We start from the raw sequence: 18,755 nt of genomic DNA, 5'->3' as shown, positions 1-18,755 counted from the left end.
CTCTTCCGTTTCTTCTTTAGATTTCTACCCGGATGACTGTCTTCTTTTAATATGTCATGCCGCTCTTTTTGGGACTCTATGTGGCATAGCCACTTAGAGTCCTTACAATCGCCCCATAATGTGGACTATGCGGCAAAGCCGCTGAGTCCACATAAAAAGACTCCGTCTCACGACGGGGTCTCAACTGTTTCGAAGTGGCAAGATGAAATCACACTGTAGTTTCATCAAGTTGAATCTTACTACTGAAAACAAATCTTACTACTCTAAACCATGTTTCGTGTTTCTTGTTCCATGTATCGTGTTTCTTATGTTACTTTCAAAGTGGATCCTAGCAAATCATGTAATGAGCTTGCGCGACTACTTAATTGAAGTCGATTTTATGTTAACGTTTTGTTGCTAGTTCCAATCGTGCCATTGTACCGTAATACTCTATAAACTTTTTGATCTAAAATCCTACCATCTCCAAACAGAAAAGTAAAACTTTAAAGCATTAATTTTTTAGGTCTACAGTCTTGGCAATTCATCTTTACCACGTCTTTAATATAACATTCACTGTAAGCGTTTGCAACTAATTAATTATGACTTTGGTAGATTCTTTCATTCTCTTTTATTTCACTCAAATAGTAGGTGCTTGTGATTGCTTTCACATCAGTCTTTTGCCCGTTCTCAAGCCCTTGACCGAATATTTCTTCGTATTCAGAAATATTTATTTTGTTTCTATTTTGAAGAATATTTTCGATAGTTTTGATGTCTATAGCATCTTTAAAACCTGGTTGGATTTTACCACTAAATAGCTCTCCCATTGAACCTGATCCGTAACTAAATAACAATATTTCTTCATTCGAATCTATATTTGCATTTAATAAATAAGACAATAAACTCAAATAAAGTGATCCAGTATATAAGTTACCAACTACCTTACCAAATTTGATACTTTCTTGATAACTAGCCTTCAATTCTGACAATTTAGCTTCGTCAATATTACCTTCTAATATCTTCATGGCCTTCGATCCCATTTTTGTATATGGAATGTGGAATAGCATTGCCTTAAAATCAGCAGCAGTTACATCATATTTTTCTTGGAATTGTTCCCAAAGTGTTGAGAAAAATTCGATATAGATTTGATTTGAATACTTACCTCTGGCAAAAGCAGTCTTTGAAAATGTTGGACGCCAGAAGTCTCCAACGTTTCGACTCATAAATGTAGATTTGTTTTCTAATTTCAAAATACGTGGGTCTGCACTTAATAACATAGCAACAGCTCCCGCACCTTGTGTAACTTCTCCTGGCGTGTTCAAACCATATCTTGCAATATCACTTGCGATAACTAATGCTTTTTTGTCAGGATTAGCCGCAATATAATCACGTGCTGTCTGCAAGCCGGCTGTAGCACCATAACAAGCCTCTTTTATTTCGAAAGCACGTACATCTGCTGGCAATCCCAACAAATCAGTCAAGAATAATGCGGAAGCTTTTGACTCGTCAACACTACTCTCTGTTCCAACTATCAATAGTCCAATATCGGACTTATTTGTATCATCCAAAACCTGACTGGCCGCTTCTGCAGCCATTGTTACTGCATCTTCATATGGCATTGGTACAGCTTGCTTTTCTTGACCGATACCAATTGTAAATTTATCTGGATCCTGATTTCTTGCTTTAGCCAAATCAACGATATCAATATAATTTTTTGGTGTGTAAAAGCCTATCTTATCAATTCCTATATCCATCTTTTCACCCATTCCTCAAATTTTCTAACAGACGCTTTGCTTCAGCTATTGTGTATTTCTTACTTTGATTCATAATTTTTGAAATTTTATTGATCTCATCACCGGTAGCACCAGCGGACACTGCTAAGGACTTGCTTTGCAAACTCATATGTCCAGCTTGAATACCAGTCGTTACCAGTGCCCTCAAGGCTGACAAATTATTTGCCAATCCAACTGAACCGATAATTGCTTGCAATTCTTGACTAGATTTTACTTTCATCATGGCCAAACTAAGTTGTGCCATCGGCATTGTTCTGATTGCCCCACCGACTGTCCCGACTTCAATTGGCATTTCCAAAGTACCAATCAACTTGCCATCGACAATTTTCCAATCACTAAACGGTGCATAATTTCCATTTTCAATGAAGTAACTGTGCGCCGCTGCTTCTTCAGCACGAAAATCATTTCCGGTAGCTAACAATACAGCGTCGATTCCATTCATGATTCCTTTATTGTGAGTGATTGCTCGCATTTTAGAAAATTTAGAAAATTCAGTCAGTTTGACTATTCGTTCAGCGACTTTTTGACCAGACATAGTCTTAGTCTTCAATTGTTCAAAGTCGACTGCGGCTGAAACTTTGACAACTTGGCTGACTCCACTATTCGACAAAATGCTGCAAAGAATCGTACTGTCGATCATTTCGGACACGTAGGGTGCAACTTGCTCCAAAATAGAATTGACCATATTTGCCCCCATCGCATCTAAAGTATCAACGCCAATTTTGACTTCAATACAGTCATCAACTAATTCAAAACTAGTGGAAACCACATCCCCACCACGCTTGATCAAACTTGGATGTGCGGCTCTTGCCAATTTTAGAATATCTTCTTTAGCTTTATTCAAGATATCGATTTTATCTGCAGTTCCATTTTCCAAAACAATTTGACCGTACATGATGTGTTGAGCAGTCTCAACAGTAAATCCACCACTGGCTTTAATCCGTTTGGCTGCATTAGATGCTGCAGCAATCACAGAAGGCTCCTCAATCACCATGGGAACGACAAAGTCCTGACCGTTGATCATAAAATCGGTCGCAAATCCATAAGGCATACCGAAAATTCCAATTTGATTTTCACTCAGACTATTGGCTATATCCTGACTAAGAGGTTGCTCGGACTTTAAAAATTCAACCTGTTCAGCATTCAAATAGTTATTCTTCAATAAATAATCTAGTCGTTCGTCATTTTTCATTTCGTATATTTTCATGATAATTTGATTCCGATGGCCATTCCCATACCACCACCGATACACAATGAAGCAATACCAGTATGTTTCTTTTCAGTTTGAAGAGAATTTATCAATGAGACGATCAAACGTGCTCCTGTGGCTCCAATTGGATGTCCTAAAGCAATGGCACCACCAAAGACATTCAATTTTTCTTCTGGAATATTGAGATCTCTGGCGACAGCAATCGTTGGTGCGGCGAAGGCTTCATTTATTTCGAACAAATCATAGTCTTCTTGCTTAACATCATAACGATCATAAAATTTGTTGATGGCATAATATGGAGCATATCCCATATATCTTGGGTCGATACCTTCTTCAACATATCCAGTAATTTCGGCGACATATTCCAAGCCCATTTTATCTGCTGTTTCTTTTCTCATCATGATCATTGCAGCTGCCCCATCGTTTAGAGGTGAAGAATTTCCAGCTGTGACTGTTCCGTCATCTTCAAAAGCAGGTTTCAAATTGGCTAGACCTTCCATTGTAGAATTGCCACGAATTGCTTCATCTTTTACCACGTAGGCATCCCCAACCTGGATAGGTAGAATTTCTTTGGTCAACTCATTGCGTGATTCAGCTGCCTTTTTTTGAGACTTCAAAGCATACTCATCTTGCATCTCGCGTGTAATATCATACTTTACTGCAACATTTTCGGCAGTCATACCCATAGGATAATTGGCAAATGCATCAATCAAACCGTCTTGGAAAAGTGTGTCTCCTTGTTTTTCAGAGGTCTCCATCTTACCAACTCTAGGTGAATAGAATGGTGCATTAGACATGCTTTCTACCCCACCACAAACAACAATGTCAGCATCTTCAAGTAATAATGCGTTAGTAGCTTCGTGGACGGCCTTCATACCTGAGCCACAAACCTGATTGATCGTCATACCAGTTGATTGAACTCGTCCACCAGCATTGATTCCTATTTGTCGAGCAACATTTTGACCAGAACCGGCCTGATAAACGTTACCGAAAATAAATTGATCTACACTTTCAGGATCGATCTTGTTATTGGCCAATAGCTGCTTAACTAGTTGAGTCCCTAGTTGTACGGAGGATATTTCAGCAAATTGTCCTCGAAATTTACCAATAGCAGTTCGTTTGGCATCAATAATTACAATAGAATCCATAAATTTATTACCTCTTTAATATTTGGTAGAATAACCCTAAGCTTAAATAATAATTTATATAGCAAATAAATACAACGATGGTGTTTCAATGCGAATAATTGATCTAATTCTGATGTTGAATGACTTCAAGAAAAATAATCGTGTTTACATCGAAGAAAAAGATGCTCGATTAGCCGTAGTCGATTTAGAAGTCAAAGAAGACGGCATTTATTTGAAATCTTCCACAAAAATACAAGGAATAAAAAATTGGGAATTTCTGTTACTTTTGAACAAAAAAGAATATTACACCCTGCCACTCTATTACGATGATGACCGCAAAAAAAATCACCAACAACTCTTTGGTTTCAGAGTTGCTGATGACTGTATTTTGTTAGGTTAATCTTTCTTTGGAGCTTTTTTGTCTTCTGCTTGAAGCTCTTTAGCTAACTCAATAATGTAAGGTTTCAATTCATCCTTAACTTCTGGATGAGTCAATCCATATTGAATATTAGTTTTAACGTAACCAAATTTATTACCAACGTCAAAACGATCACCCTTGAATTCATGGGCAAAGACACGTTGTGTTTCATTCATACGGTCAATAGCATCTGTTAATTGGATCTCATTACCAGCACCAGGCTTTTGAGTATCCAACAAGTCAAAAATTTCTGGAGTTAATAGATAACGTCCAATGATGGCCAAGTTACTTGGTGCATCTTCAACCTTTGGCTTTTCAACAAAACGTTTGACATTATACAATCCAGGAGCTTGTTCACCTTCGGGATCGATAACACCATATTTTGAAACTTCAGACTTAGGAACTTGCATGACAGCAATAGTTGAAGCGTGAGTATTCTCATAATCTTCAATCAATTGTTTTGTCAAAGGAACCTTATCTGACATCAAATCATCACCGAGCATAACGATAAATGGTTCGTCAGCGATAAATGAACGTGCTTGTGCAACAGCATCACCCAATCCATTTGGATGAGATTGACGACTGTAGTACAAGTTAACGCCTAAATCAGTAGTGTCTTGAACGACTTTTAGTAGTTGTGTTTTATTTTTAGCGGCTAAGTTTTGTTCCAATTCAGGAACTGAATCAAAGTGGTCTTCGATCGAACGTTTATTTTTACCTGTAATGATCAAAATATCTTCAATACCAGAAGCCTTAGCTTCTTCAACGATAAATTGAATAGTTGGCTTATCAACGATAGGCAACATTTCCTTTGCCAAAGCCTTTGTTGCTGGTAAAAATCTTGTTCCTAAACCTGCTGCTGGGATAATAGCTTTTCTTACTTTCATCAGTTATCTTCTTCCTTTTCATGCGACTTTAAATAATTGGTAAGTTTGCTAGTTTTTTCGTGAAGAAACGGTCCTTGACTTGCTTCTGCGAAGCCGACATTTACGGAATTTCCAAACAAAAAAATAGTTACAGTCATATTCATCCACAATAGGAATAAAATAATCGCTCCAATTGCCCCATAGTTGTTCCATGCCGTACCAAAATAATCTAAATAATACGAAAATAGTTGAGACAAAAGCAATATTCCCACTGTAGTTATTACTGTACCAAGCAAAACATAATGAATCCTTAAACGTACATTAGGTAAAAAATAAAATAAAGTAAAAACGATCAACATCATTATAACAATAGCGATTGGCCATTTCCAACGGGAGAACTCGTTTAAAAATCCGGCATCCAGACCAACTAAAGGAATCAGCCAATTAAGAAATGCCTGGCCGAAAGTGAAAATACCGATTACCGCTACGGCTGCTATAAGCATAACAAACGTGATCAGAAATGCTAAGGCTCTTCTGATGATAAAGTTAAAAAATGTTCTCTCATCAAATAAACTTGTCACATCCAGACCATAAGCTTGATTCATCGACATTTGTGCAATATTGGTACCACGTGAAATGGCCCAAACTGCCAAAACAACACCAATAGAAAGAATCCCGTTATTCGATTCTGACAGGACTTTTATTATCAGTGGCATTAAGTAGCTATGCAGATCTTTTGGCAATATAAATTCGATATACTCTATGACTGTAGGACGGTTCAAACGTAACAACGGAATCAAGTTTCCTACGATAATGACAGCAGGAAATAAGGCCAACAAAATATAATAAGTTATTGCTTTGGAGGCCATTGGTATGTTTGAGTCACCCATCGCTGAACCGATACATTTAGAAAATTTAACAACCTTTTCGGTCAACGAAATCTGACGTTTAAATATTGGGGTTTCTAAATGTTCTTTTTCTTTCATTTAACCAACCATTATTATAGTAAATATTTGGCATCAAATTCTGGATCTTGTGAAGTCAAAATCTTGGGACCATCTTTAGTGATAGCAAGAGTATGTTCATATTGAGCCGACTTTGAGCCATCTGCAGATACGAAGTATTCCCAACCGTCTTCTTTAACAAACTTGTCACTGATTTCCCAAGTTCCTAAGTTGACCATTGGTTCGATTGTGATAGTCATTCCTTCACGTAAACGTAAACCAGTTCCAGGTTCGCCATAGTGAGGAACGTTTGGTAATTCATGCATCGTAGGTTGGATACCATGACCGATCAAGTCACGAACATCCCCCATGTGGTTTTCATCTTCAACATAGTGTTGAATAGCATGGCCGATATCGCCAATTCTGTTACCAATAACAGCTTGATCGATACCGAGATATAAAGCTTTGTGAGTAACGTCCATCAAATGTTGGTCTTCATCTGAGATTTTGCCGACTGCATAAGTCCAGCAAGAATCACTTTCGTAACCATTCAAATTGACAGTCATGTCAACCTTTAGAACGTCTCCACTTTTTAAAATCAATCCTTTACGAGGAATACCATGAGCAACTTCATCATTAACACAAACACAAGTAGCGTATTTATATCCTTCAAAACCTTTTTCAGATGGAGTCCCACCATGCTCAGTAATATATTTGTCCGCAAAATCTTCAATTTCCATCGATGAAATTCCGGGCTTAATAATGTCGCGAAGACCGATATGAACGTTTGCTAGCAGTTCGCCAGACTTACGCATCCCTTCGATTTCACGAGCTGATTTTAATGTAATCAATTTTACATACCCTTTCAAAAAACAATGATATGAATAGTATAACATTTAAGTATAATTTCAAGTTAGATGGTGAGAGACATTATTTTTTGCTATAATATCTCAAGACTTTAATTAATGAGGCGACAATTATATGGTAAAAGTAAAAATCGTTTATGCCAGCATTACTGGTAACGATGAAGACATTGCATACGTATTAACAGAAAAATTTGAACAACTAGGTGCTGACGTGGAAATGAGTGAAGTTTCTCAAACAGATGCATCTGATTTTGAGGACTCTGACGTTTGTGTGATTGCTAGTTACACTTACGATCAAGGCATTGTTCCTGAAGAAGCTCTCGATTTCTATGACGATATGCAAGACTTAGACCTAGATGGAAAGGTCTATGGAACTTGTGGTTCCGGCGATACTTTCTATGAAGACTATTGTCGTGCCATTGATGAATTTGCTTCAATTTTTGAACAAGTTGGCGCAACTAAAGGTTCCGAGCCAGTTCGAGTTGAGCTTGAACCTGAGCAAGAGGATATCGATCATCTCGATAAATTTGCGGAAGAACTAATGAAAAAAGCCAAGGAAATGGACATGTAAGCACATGGACGTAATTAAAAAACATCGGGAGTTTTTAGTCTATTGTTTGTTTGGATTCCTCGCTTCACTTTTAAATATTGCAATTTTCGATGTCGCACACAATAATTTTAATATGCAGCTTTGGCTGGCTAATACTTTAGCTTGGTTTATTTCTAATACTTTTTCGTTTTTTGTAACGAAGATGTATGTTTTTAAAACTGAGATGAAGGACTATCCTAAGATGCTCCATGAGGGTATTTTCTTCTTGCTTTCCCGTTTGTTCTCATTGTTGTTTGATGATGTGTTTATGGTTGTGGCTGTTTTGGCCTTGCCTGTTAATAATTTGATCATTAAGGCTATTGATCAGGTGCTTGTGGGGATTTTAAATTACTTTATGTCGAAGCTGATTTTCAATTATAACAACCGTCGTTTGCGTGAGCGAATTAAGCAGTTACGGGCTCGTCGGAATTAGTTTGGTTTGGTTGGTGTTCACTGCCGATTCCGGAATCAAATCGATTTCTTCGGCTGGAACGCCCTGGGACGACTTGAAGCTAATTGCATAGTACGCAATCATCTCCAAGTTCGCCCTTTTCCTAAGTGTGCTTCGCACTCTAAGGAAAATGTCAGGGCTGAGCCGAAATCGATTTGATTCCTACATCTAGATTTGAATTAAACTTATTTCGTCGGTATCTGCTGGATTCTTGTTTTTTCGTTTATATAGAACATAGTTAGTTCCTTAAATACCATATTTGCTATTTAGATTAGATAAGTCGCTTGTTTCTCTCGCTTCTTATCTATTTTTTTATTAACAAAACCTTGATCTAAATCTGCTTACTTTCCTTCATTCTATCTTTGACCTATTTTGTTTTATCGTTTAAGATAAATATGTGAAAACGTTATCAATCGGAGGTTATTATGAAAATAGGGATTGTTTTAGAGACTAAGGAACATGAAAAGGCATGGAATGCTTTACGTTTTGCCATTACTTCTTTAGGTAAGGGTCACGAGGTTCGCATTTTCTTGATGGGTGAAGGTGTTGAAATTGAGGACATCAAGGACGACAAATTCGATGTTACTAACAAGATGCATGACTTCACTGAAAATGGTGGTAAACTTCTTGCTTGTGGTACTTGTATTATGAGCCGTCACCGTGAGGATACTACTACTTGTCCTATTTCAACTATGGTCGATTGTGTTGAAATGGTTGAATGGGCTGATAAAACTGTTACTTTTTAGGCAAACAAAAAGATTGGGATTTTTCCCAATCTTTTTTTATTCGACTTTATATTAATATTAAAACTAGACTAAATAAGTTCTCGAGGAGAAGAAATGGTACAGGATTTAACGATTGATTATCGTATTCTCATACCTGCTTTATTTTTTGTCTTTTTAACTATATTTATTATTTTCGTTACCTATCATTTAAGCTCTAAATTTCAAAAATGGTATCGCCATTTTAGCGGTGATGAAATTGTTTCATTCGTTTTTGCTTTAAATTTTGTAATTACTAGTGCCTTTTTAATTATTCGCTCTATTTTGCATTTCTAGCATAAAGAAAAGATTGGGAGTTTTCCCAATCTTTTTTTGTTTTCTATTCAAATTCGTTTGGTCTTGTTTTTGTTTGACCAAAGTAATAACTGATTGAATCTAAGATTCTATCTGATGCTTTTCCATCGCCGTATGGATTCTTGGCGTTGGCCATTCTATCGTATTCGGCTTTGTCTTCGATCAAGCGTTTCATTTCTTTTTCTACTGTGTCGGCATCTGTTCCTACTAATTTAAGTGTTCCTGCATCCACACCTTCTGGTCTTTCTGTGGTGTCACGTAAAACTAGCACTGGTTTGCCTAGTGATGGTGCTTCTTCTTGCACACCACCGGAATCTGTCATGATGAAGTAACTCTTTGATGCTAAGTTATGGAAGTCTACTACATCTAATGGTTCGATCAAATGTACTCGATCTACATCGCCTAAAATATCTTTAGCTGTTTTTTGAACCACTGGATTCAAATGTACTGGGTAGATCAATTCGATATCGTCGTGTGTTTCTACTACTTTTTTCATTGCTGTAAAAACTTGTTTCATTGGTTCACCTTGGTTTTCACGACGATGCATTGTAATCAAAATCATCTTTTTATCTGGATCGATGATGTCCAAGATATCGTGATGGTAATCTTCGTTAACTGTACTTCTCAAGGCATCAATGGCTGTGTTACCTGTGACAAAAATGCCATCTTCATTGTGGTTTTCTTTGAGCAAGTTAGCTTTACTCTTGTCTGTTGGTGCGAAATATAGATCTGCTAAATCGTCGGTCATTTGACGGTTCATTTCTTCTGGCCATGGTGAATATTTATTCCATGTTCTTAAACCAGCTTCAACGTGTCCGATTTTTGTTTGATGATAGAATGCTGACAAGCTGGCACTGAATGTGGTAGTAGTGTCACCGTGTACTAAGATAATGTCAGGTTCTTCTTTTTCAATGATTTCATCTAACATTTTCAAAACTAATCCGGTAATGCCACTTAATGTTTGGCGTTCCTTCATAATGTTCAGATCGTAATCTGGTTTTATTTTAAAAATTTCCAAGACAGAATCTAGCATTTCACGGTGTTGTGCTGTTACAACTGTGATAGTTTCAAATCTGTCAGAATTCTGTTTCAATTTCAAAACAAGTGGAGCCATTTTGATAGCTTCAGGACGGGTACCAAATACCGTCATTACTTTAATTTTATCCAAAATTATCACCTCAATAAACTTATAGAAAATTATATCAGAAATACTAGTTCGAACCTAGGGTATCACAATTTATCATACGATTAATGTTTAAATACTTTGATATAATATATTTATTTGAACTTTCAGGGGGAATTATGGTAAATATAGCTTTTCTAGTTTTTGTAAGCATCCTGACCACTATCACCGCATTCATGTTCGTTTTTACCATTTACCAAACAGTCACTAAGGGGAAAGATAATAGACAAGAATTGGGTTTTATGTGGTTAGTGCTTGCTTTTCTAATAGTGATATTATTATTTAGCTTAAGTAAGCTATTACATTTTAATTTTTAATCTGGTACGTTCCCATATTTTAATCAAGACTGTATGTATTTTCATACTGGGCCTGTTTTCATAGGAAAATGGAACGTTTACTGTAAATACTTTTATTAAATGTGTGTTAATTGTTTGGATTTTGCGCTAAAATGAGACATGTATTCTAAAGATGAATTTATTGGAGGACTTTCAATGGTTTTAACAAACGGAAACGAAATATTCAAAGCAGCACGTGCTGGAAAATATGCTGTTGGTGCATTTAACATCAACGACTTGGAATGGACTCGCTCAATCTTAGCTGCAGCCCAAGAAACAAACACACCTGTATTGGTTCAAACATCAATGGGTGCTGCTAAGTACATGGGTGGCTATGAACTTTGCCTACACCTAGTACAAGACACAATCAAATCAATGGGTATCACAGTTCCTGTTGTCATGCATTTGGATCATGGTAACTACGAAGCTGCTAAAGAATGTATCGAAGTTGGTTACAACTCAGTTATGTTTGATGGCCATGATTTACCATTCGACGAAAACCTTGCTAAGACAAAGGAAATCGTTAAATTAGCTCATGCTAAAGGTATTTCTGTTGAAGCAGAAGTTGGTTCAATCGGTGGTACTGAAGATGGTATCGTTGGTTTAGGTGAATTAGCTGATGTTGAAGAAGCTAAGACACTTAACGCAACTGGTGTTGACTACCTTGCTGTTGGTATTGGTAACATCCATGGTGTTTACCCTGACAACTGGAAAGGCTTAAGCTTTGACCGTCTTCAAGAATTAGCTTCAGTTATTGACACACCACTTGTACTTCATGGTGGTTCAGGTATTCCTAAGGAACAAATCATCAAAGCTGTTTCAATGGGTATCTCAAAAGTTAACGTTAATACTGAATTACAATTATCATTTGCTAAAGCAACACGTGAATACATCGAAGCTAAGAAAGATCTTGACATCGATGAAAAAGGTTATGACCCACGTAAATTGCTTGCACCTGGTGCAAAGGCTATTACAGAAACAACTAAGGAACGTATCGCTTGGTTCGGTACACCTGCTGTTAAATAATAGAAAATCTTCAAAACAAAAAGCAGATCTCAAAGATCTGCTTTTTTTGTGCGCTGAAAATTTGAATATAATTTTGAAAGTGATAATCTTAACAGTAAATTTATAGACGATTGGAAGTCTCCATATGAGTAAATTAATCGGAATTACTGCAGATGTATTATTGGACGCTACATCAGTGATCAATCATCGTGATGCGGACTTTGTACCTCGGTCAGCTGTCAATGCGATCCTTGCTGCTGGTGGAACTCCAGTAAGTCTTCCCTACTTGCCTGCCGACAAGGTTGATCCACTTATCAATTCACTAGATGGCATCCTTTTCACAGGTGGACCAGACGTCGATCCGACATTTATGGGTGTAGAACCTATCCCACAATTAGGCGCCACCGATAGAAATCGTGATATTTTTGAAATTGCACTCGTTAAAAAGGCGGTCGAACATAAATTACCAATTCTTGGCATGTGTCGCGGTGCCCAAGTGATCAACGTCGCACTTGGAGGAACTGTCTATCAAGATTTGTTGACTCAATACGACCAACCTAATCTTCTAAAACATCACCAAGATGCGCCTGGAGACTTACCAACACATCATGTAACAATTAGTTCGTCAGCACTGCAAAAAACGCTTGGAGGTACAGCATTCGTTAATTCGAGACATCATCAAGCTATCAGACAACCAGCACCAGGTTTAAAAATTGTGGCCACAGCTTCTGATGGAGTCATTGAAGCTGTTGAAAACTCAGATACAACCGTACAGGCAGTTCAATGGCATCCTGAAAATATGTGGGAAAATTACCCAGAACAGCTTAAATTATTTAAAGATTTTATTAACAGAATATAATTGGAGTAAAAAGATGAACGAAATTAGAACTAGCAACGACTTAAATTCAACAGTTTATAAAGATGGCCTTTATATTCGAACGACCGTCTTCGTTGACGAGCAAAATGTTCCACCAGAATTAGAAATCGATGAATTCGAAGATAAGTGTACGTATAACACTCTATATGTAAATGGTGCTGCCGCAGCCACAGCTAGATATTTTCCAACTGACGATAATGGCATCCACGTTCAACGTGTTGCTGTTCTGAAAAAATACAGAAAAAAAGGACTAGCTTCTGAATTGTTGAAACACATCATGAAGCAAGCCCAAGAGAACAGCTACGATTATATTATTTTAGGTGCTCAGGACCAAGCAAATGGATTCTATAAAAAACTTGGTTTTGAAGTCATTGGTGATCAATACCTCGATGCTGGAATCTTACATCACGATATGCGAATTGAACTTTAGTCTTTTCTCTTTCTATACGTTAATTTGAATGCAAAATTTATAATTAAATATACTATTAATGGTGCTAAGCAATAAATTAAAACCATAAAACTATTTTGTTGCTTAACAAACAAGAACCAGACTAGTAAAAATATTGTGCCTATAACGGCGACTGTCGGCACAATATAACGATATCGATTATCCACTGTTGCTTGCTTCTTATCGTTTTCAATTGACATAAAATTTCACATCCATTCTGGTGATTTATATAAATATCATAATATATAATATTATTGTAGCACCGCTATGTTATAAATGATATTTATCAAGCCAAAATTTTAGGGATTAAAATAAAAGATAGCAAAAGCCTATTAATAAGGCCTTTTGCTATCTTTTATTTTTTTATTCATTAAATCTCAGATGATGCTTTAAAGATGGAACAACAATTTTATCGGACCATCCGATGATAACTCCCTGAATGAAAACGGCTAGGATTGTTCCCAAGCCGACGGACTGAATATTACCCGTTATAACGAAGCAGATTATCATAATTACGATCGGTGGAGTATAACTCAACAATTGGCCCCACCCCGCTGATCCATGTAAATATTTAAATCTTAATAGATAAGCTAATTCGTCATTCGGATGTTGAATCAAATTACAACGTTGATAAATTGACGTTCCCACGGACACGCCAATTAGACCCAAAATATCCAAAATAATCCTAAGTATAACGTTTAATTGTGGCAATTCCAGTGGACCATACAGATAGGTGAAAAAGCCCACTAAATAACTGAATGGTAATGCAAATAATAGATTGGAAATAAATATATGCCCATCAAATTTTCCTAATAATATCTGATTTGTTATCGTAACTAAAACTGCATAAACAAATAAAGTCGTACCATAAGGAACATGAATCAAACTAGAAATATTTACCCCTGATGCCATCCAAACTGCACTTCCCATATTGCTTGAAATCATCAATGCATTGGCTGCTGCATCGAGGATAATTGCAAAAGTCAGATAGCCGAGCCTTCTTTTCATACTGTTATCGTTATTATTCAAAATACTCCCTCACTCTTTGAGATTATATTAAACGAATAAATAAAAAAAAGCACCGTCATGAACGATGCTTTATCAAAATAAAATATTTATCTGACATTTACATATGTTTTAACTTGGCTTGCGTCAACGTAAAAGCCATTTTCATTATCATATTGGTACAATTGTGTTCCATCACTCATAGTAACTTTTACTTGAGAGTTACGAATGATCCCATCTGGATTAAGTAGCATCAATAAACTGATACCAGAAAGAGTTTGAAAACCAATTGGTTTGTTGATTTCATAATAGAAATTGCCAGTTTCGATACGTGTTACGTGAGGCAACTCATATTGTGCAGTATTGTCAGCTTCATTTGTGGCGGCAGCGTTAGCGATTGGAGTAGCGATTCCTGTAGTAGAAAGCAATCCTAACGCAATAATGCTACCAGTAATAATTTTCTTCATCGAATTCTTCATAAAATTCACCTCAACATAATTGTAATATAGTTAAAGTAAATTGTCAGTGTTATACAAATTAATATTTGTAAGCGACAACTTTTCCATTAATGTAGTTAGCTAAATATACATCCGAGAGCTCCATACCATTTTCAGCTAGTTTCTTTTCGACCCATTCTTGGTCCTTGCCAATGATATCCATTTCGTCCATATTTACCTTACCGTCAAGGACAATGGGATATTTTATGTTCTGCTCATCCATCATAACTATTGTTAGTTGTCCATTTTGTTCAAAAATCGCCCGTTTAACTTTGCGTATATCGTTGACTCCAGATTGTCTCAATTTGAACGAAAGATCATTTGCCGAGAGACCGTTCTTCAAAGCTAGATCAACATTTATTTTCCCGTTGGAAATAATAACTTTCGGTGTCCCTTGAATGATTTTCTTAAATAAATTATTATGATTGGTCAGAAATTTAGCTATAAAAACAATCAAAGTCCAAATCAGTAAAACCATTGTAAATTGTAGTAATGAAATGGATTGATTGTAGATCATCCCACCAACAATACCACCAAGAACATAGTTTTGAAGCTGATCGATAGCACTTGTTGGTGCAATATTACTTCTTCCAAATAAGTTGATTTGGATAACCATGAATATAAAACCTATTGTAAATTTTAATGCTAAATCGCCATATGATAATTCCATATTTTCACCTACTTCTTTAGCGTGACATTGCTACTGTCAACTAAGTTTGAATTTGTTAATGTGTAACTACTTTGATTAGTATCAAAACTCACCCGATAAAACTTTTCACCATTTTTGATCAACATACCTTCGGTCGGAGATGCACTATTTGAATAGAGCTTCTTCACAGATACTTTTTTCTCCTTTGCAATCGATCTCATAAGCGTTAAAGTTTGGTTAGTCTTATTGCTAACATCCAGTTGTTTTTCATAGTTATTGTAATTAATACCTATAAACAAGACTGTCCCTAGTACGAAAATTAACAATAGATCACGATACTTGTTGTCATTTCTATTTCTAAAATATAGAAACCCTGTTACTAATAATGCCAGTGCCAAAGCAAATGTCACCGCAATAAATAAAAAGTTTGGGGTCGAATTTTGTTCCACTAAATATTCGTAAGAGTAAAAAGTCATACACGTTCCTCCAATGTCCATTAATATTATTTTAAGCTAAAACTGAGAAATTCGTTTTCTAAAATGAGAAATATTTGCAAAACTGGATAAAATAAGTCTAATATGATTGTTACTTGATTCTTAAATAGAAAAGGGAGATTGAATTTATGCCTTCAGACATTGAATTAGATAAAAAATATTATGAACACATCATTAGAAATTTGAATTCTCGTGAAGTTACGATGGAAGACATTGCTGAAATCGTAATTTTTCTGGAAAAAGACTACGTTCACGGTTTAGATCAAACATTAGCTATTCATGCTATTAATAAAGTCTTGCATAAACGCGAAGCTCAAAACGCAATCATGACAGGTATCGAGCTCGATATATTAGCTGAAAAGGGTTTACTTTCCTCACCAATGCAACGAATTATGCAAACTGATGAATCTACTTACGGAATCGATGAAAACTTGGCTATTACACTTGCGAGTCTGTACGGCTCCGTTTCAGTTACCAACTACGGTTACGTCGATAAATTAAAGCACGGAGTGTTGGGCAAATTGAATGACAAATCAACTGGTAAAATAAACGTCTTCTTAGACGACTTGGTGGGTGCTATCGCGGCGGCTGCATGTGGTTGGTTAGCTCATAATGAAAGCAAGGTTGCTGAATACTTTGCAACTGGACACTTAGATTAAGAAAGCAAATAAGCTCTAGAACCTCAAATATTTGAGATTCTAGAGCTTATTTTTATAGACTATCAGAAAATGACCAACATAATTTTGTTTTGTATTTACCTGATACTAAATTATTCTTATGGAAAATTAATTTTAGACCTCTGTCTTTACAACAAGTGATTGAGTTAAGCGGAGAGCCTTCCTGGCTTTCTTCAATAACGGCCTCACTTTGACCAAGTGTTGAGAAACTACCATCTTCCGAATAATAACGTAATTCAGCTGGTAAATCATTGGAATCACATTGAAACGGACACAACTGTGTCAGATTGATCTTTATTTTATCTTTGACACGTCGCTCATCATTCACTGTCAGAATTTCAGATTTATCATTATCAACTTTACCTTCAATTGGTTTTTCAGTTGATTGGATAGACTGTACTGTCCCAAAGTCTATATCACTGGGAACTGCACTCATCGCATTTTTTGAAAAATTCATTTCTATAGAATTGCCAGAAAATTTATCAGCTAATTCTTTATGTTGAGAATCATAGCCTATGACTTCAGAATTTGTTTTGAATTTATCGATACTATATTTTCCAGCGAAAAAACTAACATCGTAGTCAATTGGTTGACCAGAAATAAAGTACAAATTTGGAATTGTGATAACTTGATTGTCTGCGTTTTGCGTGTTCACAATTACGGAATAGTCATTGATTATTTGATTGCCAATTTTTATATCCTTAAGTTCAGCATTAGCTGGAATTTCAAGTTTTAGACTTCCACTTGCAAGTTCAGAATCAGAATTATCTTCAGACAAGGTTCCCTTCAGGTCCATTCTGTCACCTTCAGCAACTTTATTAAGAATGGTATTTTCAGGATTGTGATCATCAAAAGTGCTATTGGTAATTGTATTTGCAATCGAAAATTTAGGTTTTTCATCCACTAAAGGTGTCAAAATCAACTTCGCCTTGTTAGTGACAAACGGTTCGTCATCAACGTAAACAGTAGCTTGATACTTATCGTTTAAATTATCTTCACTCAACTTAGGAGTTGTATATTTGAGACTTCTCTTATTATTGGTAGTCACATCTTCAGATTTTTCAGCACCATTGCTATCAATATAAAATCTCTTCCATGAAACTTTATCTGGATCAACTTTGTGTCCCAACACCGAAAATGTTGCTGTCTGACCAATTGTTGCTGTCTGATCATCAAGCCCCCCACCAATTCTTATCTTTACGTAATTGCTCACTGAACTGCCATCATTGTTTTGAATAGTTCCAATTACTTTGACAGTTCCATTCTCATTCTTGTTGTTAGCAGTTACAATACCCGTTTCCTTATCCACACTTGCAAGATTCATCTCTGAATTGTCGATTTTCCAACTAATTTTTCCTGTGGCATTGATAGGATTTGTTTTAGCATGCACAAACGTCTTATCTTCATCCTGCTGATTATTAAACAAATAATTATCATCAGCTGTGACTTCTAAAGATTTTGCTGGGACTGGATTGGACATTGTTGTAATTGATGCAACTCTGGACCATTCTTCATGTTTGTAGAAAAACAATCCAAACCAAGTTACCTTTTGTTGATAATAAACAGTTCCGGCTTTATCGGGAGTCACTTCTAAATTCCTCTTTGACGCATTATTTTCAACAACTGTATTCCAAGTTTTCCCATTATCTTCAGTCTTATACCAAGAATATTTTGGTCTTGCCTGTGAATGCCAAAATCGTTCATTCGCTGATAAGGCTGAATCTGTATATAAAGTTTTAGTTTGACCAACGAATGCATATTTACTGTCCGGTTGAAGGTCATATCCAGAGGTGATCCATATAGATAAAAATTTTATCGGATCTCTTGATGGTTTTGCCATTGGAGTAACATCTGATGCTGCAACAGCTATGTCATCAGCATACGCAACATTCTGTGAATGTAATCCATCATGCTTATGGATGAAAAGGAACAACCCTAAAAACATTATTAATAATAAATATTTTTTACTTTTTTGACTCATTGAATACCCTCCCGTATCGCTCCGAATATGATAACAGGTGTCGAATAAAAACTCAATATGTACAAAATAACTGTGTTATATTTTACATCAAAATATTATTTTAACTTATTTACTATCTTATAAAAGACGGCTTGAGTCCCGCCACAACAAAGTTAAAGACCAATATAACTAATTAATTACAGGTTCATATATCAAAAGTTTAAATGCAATATTTGAACAAAAATTGCATTCATCACTTTTTAGCGGCATCCCATTTATATTTATTAATAAAATCAACGGCTTTCATAA

At 36.1% G+C, this 18,755-nt stretch carries 20 protein-coding genes; 8 read left to right on the top strand and 12 right to left on the bottom strand.

Annotated elements, in window-relative coordinates; translation table 11 throughout:
* Positions 1-572: 572 nt before the first annotated feature.
* Genes EKM63_RS03240 through EKM63_RS03230 form a run of 3 tightly spaced genes read right to left on the bottom strand, consistent with a single transcriptional unit; the run spans position 573 to position 4,127 of the window.
* The gene (locus EKM63_RS03240; protein WP_125703671.1) at positions 573-1,730 is read right to left on the bottom strand and encodes a hydroxymethylglutaryl-CoA synthase; all 1,158 of its coding nucleotides are present in this window, start codon (positions 1,728-1,730) and stop codon (positions 573-575) included.
* Positions 1,731-1,734: 4 nt separating this feature from the next.
* A complete protein-coding gene (locus tag EKM63_RS03235) occupies positions 1,735-2,976 on the bottom strand; it encodes a hydroxymethylglutaryl-CoA reductase, degradative (RefSeq protein WP_125703669.1) in 1,242 nt (413 codons plus the stop codon).
* Positions 2,973-4,127 (bottom strand): thiolase family protein, encoded by a 1,155-nt coding sequence (locus tag EKM63_RS03230; protein ID WP_125703667.1) that lies wholly within the window; start codon positions 4,125-4,127, stop codon positions 2,973-2,975. The genes EKM63_RS03235 and EKM63_RS03230 overlap by 4 nt, the downstream gene beginning before the upstream one ends.
* A gap of 88 nt (positions 4,128-4,215) precedes the next feature.
* Here EKM63_RS03230 and EKM63_RS03225 point away from each other — a divergent pair, with 88 nt between their 5' ends.
* Positions 4,216-4,506 carry a hypothetical protein gene (locus EKM63_RS03225; RefSeq protein WP_125703665.1) on the top strand — a complete coding sequence of 97 codons (291 nt, stop codon included), beginning with the start codon at positions 4,216-4,218 and terminating at the stop codon, positions 4,504-4,506.
* Here EKM63_RS03225 and galU read toward each other — a convergent pair.
* Genes galU through map form a run of 3 tightly spaced genes read right to left on the bottom strand, consistent with a single transcriptional unit; the run spans position 4,503 to position 7,185 of the window.
* The gene (gene galU / locus EKM63_RS03220) at positions 4,503-5,411 is read right to left on the bottom strand and encodes a UTP--glucose-1-phosphate uridylyltransferase GalU (protein ID WP_125703663.1); all 909 of its coding nucleotides are present in this window, start codon (positions 5,409-5,411) and stop codon (positions 4,503-4,505) included. The two genes, EKM63_RS03225 and galU, sit on opposite strands and share 4 nt — an antisense overlap.
* Entirely contained in the window at positions 5,411-6,376 is a 966-nt protein-coding gene (locus EKM63_RS03215; RefSeq protein ID WP_125703662.1) for a YihY/virulence factor BrkB family protein, read from the bottom strand. Before EKM63_RS03215 ends, galU begins: the two co-directional genes overlap by 1 nt.
* A 14-nt stretch (positions 6,377-6,390) precedes the next feature.
* On the bottom strand, positions 6,391-7,185 hold the full coding sequence (map, locus tag EKM63_RS03210; protein ID WP_125703660.1) for a type I methionyl aminopeptidase: 795 nt from the start codon (positions 7,183-7,185) through the stop codon (positions 6,391-6,393).
* Positions 7,186-7,315: 130 nt separating this feature from the next.
* Here map and EKM63_RS03205 point away from each other — a divergent pair, with 130 nt between their 5' ends.
* From EKM63_RS03205 to EKM63_RS03195, 3 genes are all read left to right on the top strand, one after another.
* The gene (locus tag EKM63_RS03205) at positions 7,316-7,771 is read left to right on the top strand and encodes a flavodoxin (protein WP_125703658.1); all 456 of its coding nucleotides are present in this window, start codon (positions 7,316-7,318) and stop codon (positions 7,769-7,771) included.
* A gap of 4 nt (positions 7,772-7,775) precedes the next feature.
* Positions 7,776-8,222, top strand: coding sequence for a GtrA family protein (locus EKM63_RS03200; RefSeq protein WP_125703656.1), 447 nt, complete (start codon positions 7,776-7,778; stop codon positions 8,220-8,222).
* 443 nt (positions 8,223-8,665) lie between these two features.
* Complete coding sequence (locus EKM63_RS03195) at positions 8,666-8,986, top strand: DsrE/DsrF/TusD sulfur relay family protein (protein WP_125703654.1); 321 nt, start codon at positions 8,666-8,668, stop codon at positions 8,984-8,986.
* A 355-nt stretch (positions 8,987-9,341) separates the two neighbouring features.
* On the opposite strand, the gene wecB is transcribed toward EKM63_RS03195, so the two are convergent.
* Positions 9,342-10,484: a non-hydrolyzing UDP-N-acetylglucosamine 2-epimerase gene (gene wecB, locus EKM63_RS03190; protein ID WP_125703653.1), complete on the bottom strand. Its 1,143-nt coding sequence runs from the start codon at positions 10,482-10,484 to the stop codon at positions 9,342-9,344.
* Between the two features lie 506 nt (positions 10,485-10,990).
* Here wecB and fba point away from each other — a divergent pair.
* From fba to EKM63_RS03175, 3 genes are all read left to right on the top strand, one after another.
* Positions 10,991-11,860, top strand: a complete 870-nt coding sequence (gene fba / locus EKM63_RS03185) for a class II fructose-1,6-bisphosphate aldolase (protein ID WP_125703651.1) — start codon at positions 10,991-10,993, stop codon at positions 11,858-11,860.
* Positions 11,861-11,984: 124 nt separating this feature from the next.
* Positions 11,985-12,698 (top strand): gamma-glutamyl-gamma-aminobutyrate hydrolase family protein, encoded by a 714-nt coding sequence (locus EKM63_RS03180; protein ID WP_125703649.1) that lies wholly within the window; start codon positions 11,985-11,987, stop codon positions 12,696-12,698.
* Positions 12,699-12,711: 13 nt separating this feature from the next.
* A complete protein-coding gene (locus tag EKM63_RS03175) occupies positions 12,712-13,146 on the top strand; it encodes a GNAT family N-acetyltransferase (protein WP_125703647.1) in 435 nt (144 codons plus the stop codon).
* 381 nt (positions 13,147-13,527) lie between these two features.
* Here EKM63_RS03175 and EKM63_RS03170 read toward each other — a convergent pair whose 3' ends face one another.
* From EKM63_RS03170 to EKM63_RS03155, 4 genes are all read right to left on the bottom strand, one after another.
* Positions 13,528-14,196: a hypothetical protein gene (locus EKM63_RS03170; RefSeq protein ID WP_377768720.1), complete on the bottom strand. Its 669-nt coding sequence runs from the start codon at positions 14,194-14,196 to the stop codon at positions 13,528-13,530.
* An 83-nt stretch (positions 14,197-14,279) separates the two neighbouring features.
* A complete protein-coding gene (locus EKM63_RS03165; protein WP_125703645.1) occupies positions 14,280-14,648 on the bottom strand; it encodes a hypothetical protein in 369 nt (122 codons plus the stop codon).
* 58 nt (positions 14,649-14,706) lie between these two features.
* Complete coding sequence (locus EKM63_RS03160; RefSeq protein WP_125703643.1) at positions 14,707-15,336, bottom strand: DUF421 domain-containing protein; 630 nt, start codon at positions 15,334-15,336, stop codon at positions 14,707-14,709.
* 8 nt (positions 15,337-15,344) lie between these two features.
* Positions 15,345-15,791: a DUF3290 domain-containing protein gene (locus EKM63_RS03155; protein WP_125703641.1), complete on the bottom strand. Its 447-nt coding sequence runs from the start codon at positions 15,789-15,791 to the stop codon at positions 15,345-15,347.
* A 146-nt stretch (positions 15,792-15,937) separates the two neighbouring features.
* Between EKM63_RS03155 and EKM63_RS03150 the strand changes: the two genes are divergently transcribed.
* On the top strand, positions 15,938-16,468 hold the full coding sequence (locus EKM63_RS03150) for a phosphatidylglycerophosphatase A family protein (RefSeq protein WP_125703639.1): 531 nt from the start codon (positions 15,938-15,940) through the stop codon (positions 16,466-16,468).
* Positions 16,469-16,520: 52 nt separating this feature from the next.
* Here EKM63_RS03150 and EKM63_RS03145 read toward each other — a convergent pair whose 3' ends face one another.
* A complete protein-coding gene (locus EKM63_RS03145; protein WP_125703637.1) occupies positions 16,521-18,467 on the bottom strand; it encodes a hypothetical protein in 1,947 nt (648 codons plus the stop codon).
* Positions 18,468-18,755: the final 288 nt, after the last annotated feature.

The sequence above is a fragment of the Companilactobacillus mishanensis genome (assembly GCF_003946505.1).
Taxonomy (GTDB): domain Bacteria; phylum Bacillota; class Bacilli; order Lactobacillales; family Lactobacillaceae; genus Companilactobacillus; species Companilactobacillus mishanensis.
The sequence above is the reverse complement of the archived record's forward strand: the minus strand, read 5'-3'. Positions and strand labels throughout refer to the sequence as shown.

Bases quoted from the DNA above. Each gene is read 5' to 3' on its own strand.
- EKM63_RS03205 (WP_125703658.1), top strand. From the start codon at position 7,316: ATGGTAAAAGTAAAAATCGTTTATGCCAGCATTACTGGTAACGATGAA.
- galU (WP_125703663.1), bottom strand. From the start codon at position 5,411: ATGAAAGTAAGAAAAGCTATTATCCCAGCAGCAGGTTTAGGAACAAGA.
- EKM63_RS03165 (WP_125703645.1), bottom strand. From the start codon at position 14,648: ATGAAGAATTCGATGAAGAAAATTATTACTGGTAGCATTATTGCGTTA.
- fba (WP_125703651.1), top strand. From the start codon at position 10,991: ATGGTTTTAACAAACGGAAACGAAATATTCAAAGCAGCACGTGCTGGA.
- EKM63_RS03160 (WP_125703643.1), bottom strand. From the start codon at position 15,336: ATGGAATTATCATATGGCGATTTAGCATTAAAATTTACAATAGGTTTT.
- EKM63_RS03195 (WP_125703654.1), top strand. From the start codon at position 8,666: ATGAAAATAGGGATTGTTTTAGAGACTAAGGAACATGAAAAGGCATGG.
- EKM63_RS03230 (WP_125703667.1), bottom strand. From the start codon at position 4,127: ATGGATTCTATTGTAATTATTGATGCCAAACGAACTGCTATTGGTAAA.
- EKM63_RS03200 (WP_125703656.1), top strand. From the start codon at position 7,776: ATGGACGTAATTAAAAAACATCGGGAGTTTTTAGTCTATTGTTTGTTT.
- EKM63_RS03180 (WP_125703649.1), top strand. From the start codon at position 11,985: ATGAGTAAATTAATCGGAATTACTGCAGATGTATTATTGGACGCTACA.
- EKM63_RS03235 (WP_125703669.1), bottom strand. From the start codon at position 2,976: ATGAAAATATACGAAATGAAAAATGACGAACGACTAGATTATTTATTG.
- EKM63_RS03145 (WP_125703637.1), bottom strand. From the start codon at position 18,467: ATGAGTCAAAAAAGTAAAAAATATTTATTATTAATAATGTTTTTAGGG.
- EKM63_RS03175 (WP_125703647.1), top strand. From the start codon at position 12,712: ATGAACGAAATTAGAACTAGCAACGACTTAAATTCAACAGTTTATAAA.
- EKM63_RS03240 (WP_125703671.1), bottom strand. From the start codon at position 1,730: ATGGATATAGGAATTGATAAGATAGGCTTTTACACACCAAAAAATTAT.
- EKM63_RS03215 (WP_125703662.1), bottom strand. From the start codon at position 6,376: ATGAAAGAAAAAGAACATTTAGAAACCCCAATATTTAAACGTCAGATT.
- EKM63_RS03225 (WP_125703665.1), top strand. From the start codon at position 4,216: ATGCGAATAATTGATCTAATTCTGATGTTGAATGACTTCAAGAAAAAT.
- EKM63_RS03150 (WP_125703639.1), top strand. From the start codon at position 15,938: ATGCCTTCAGACATTGAATTAGATAAAAAATATTATGAACACATCATT.
- EKM63_RS03155 (WP_125703641.1), bottom strand. From the start codon at position 15,791: ATGACTTTTTACTCTTACGAATATTTAGTGGAACAAAATTCGACCCCA.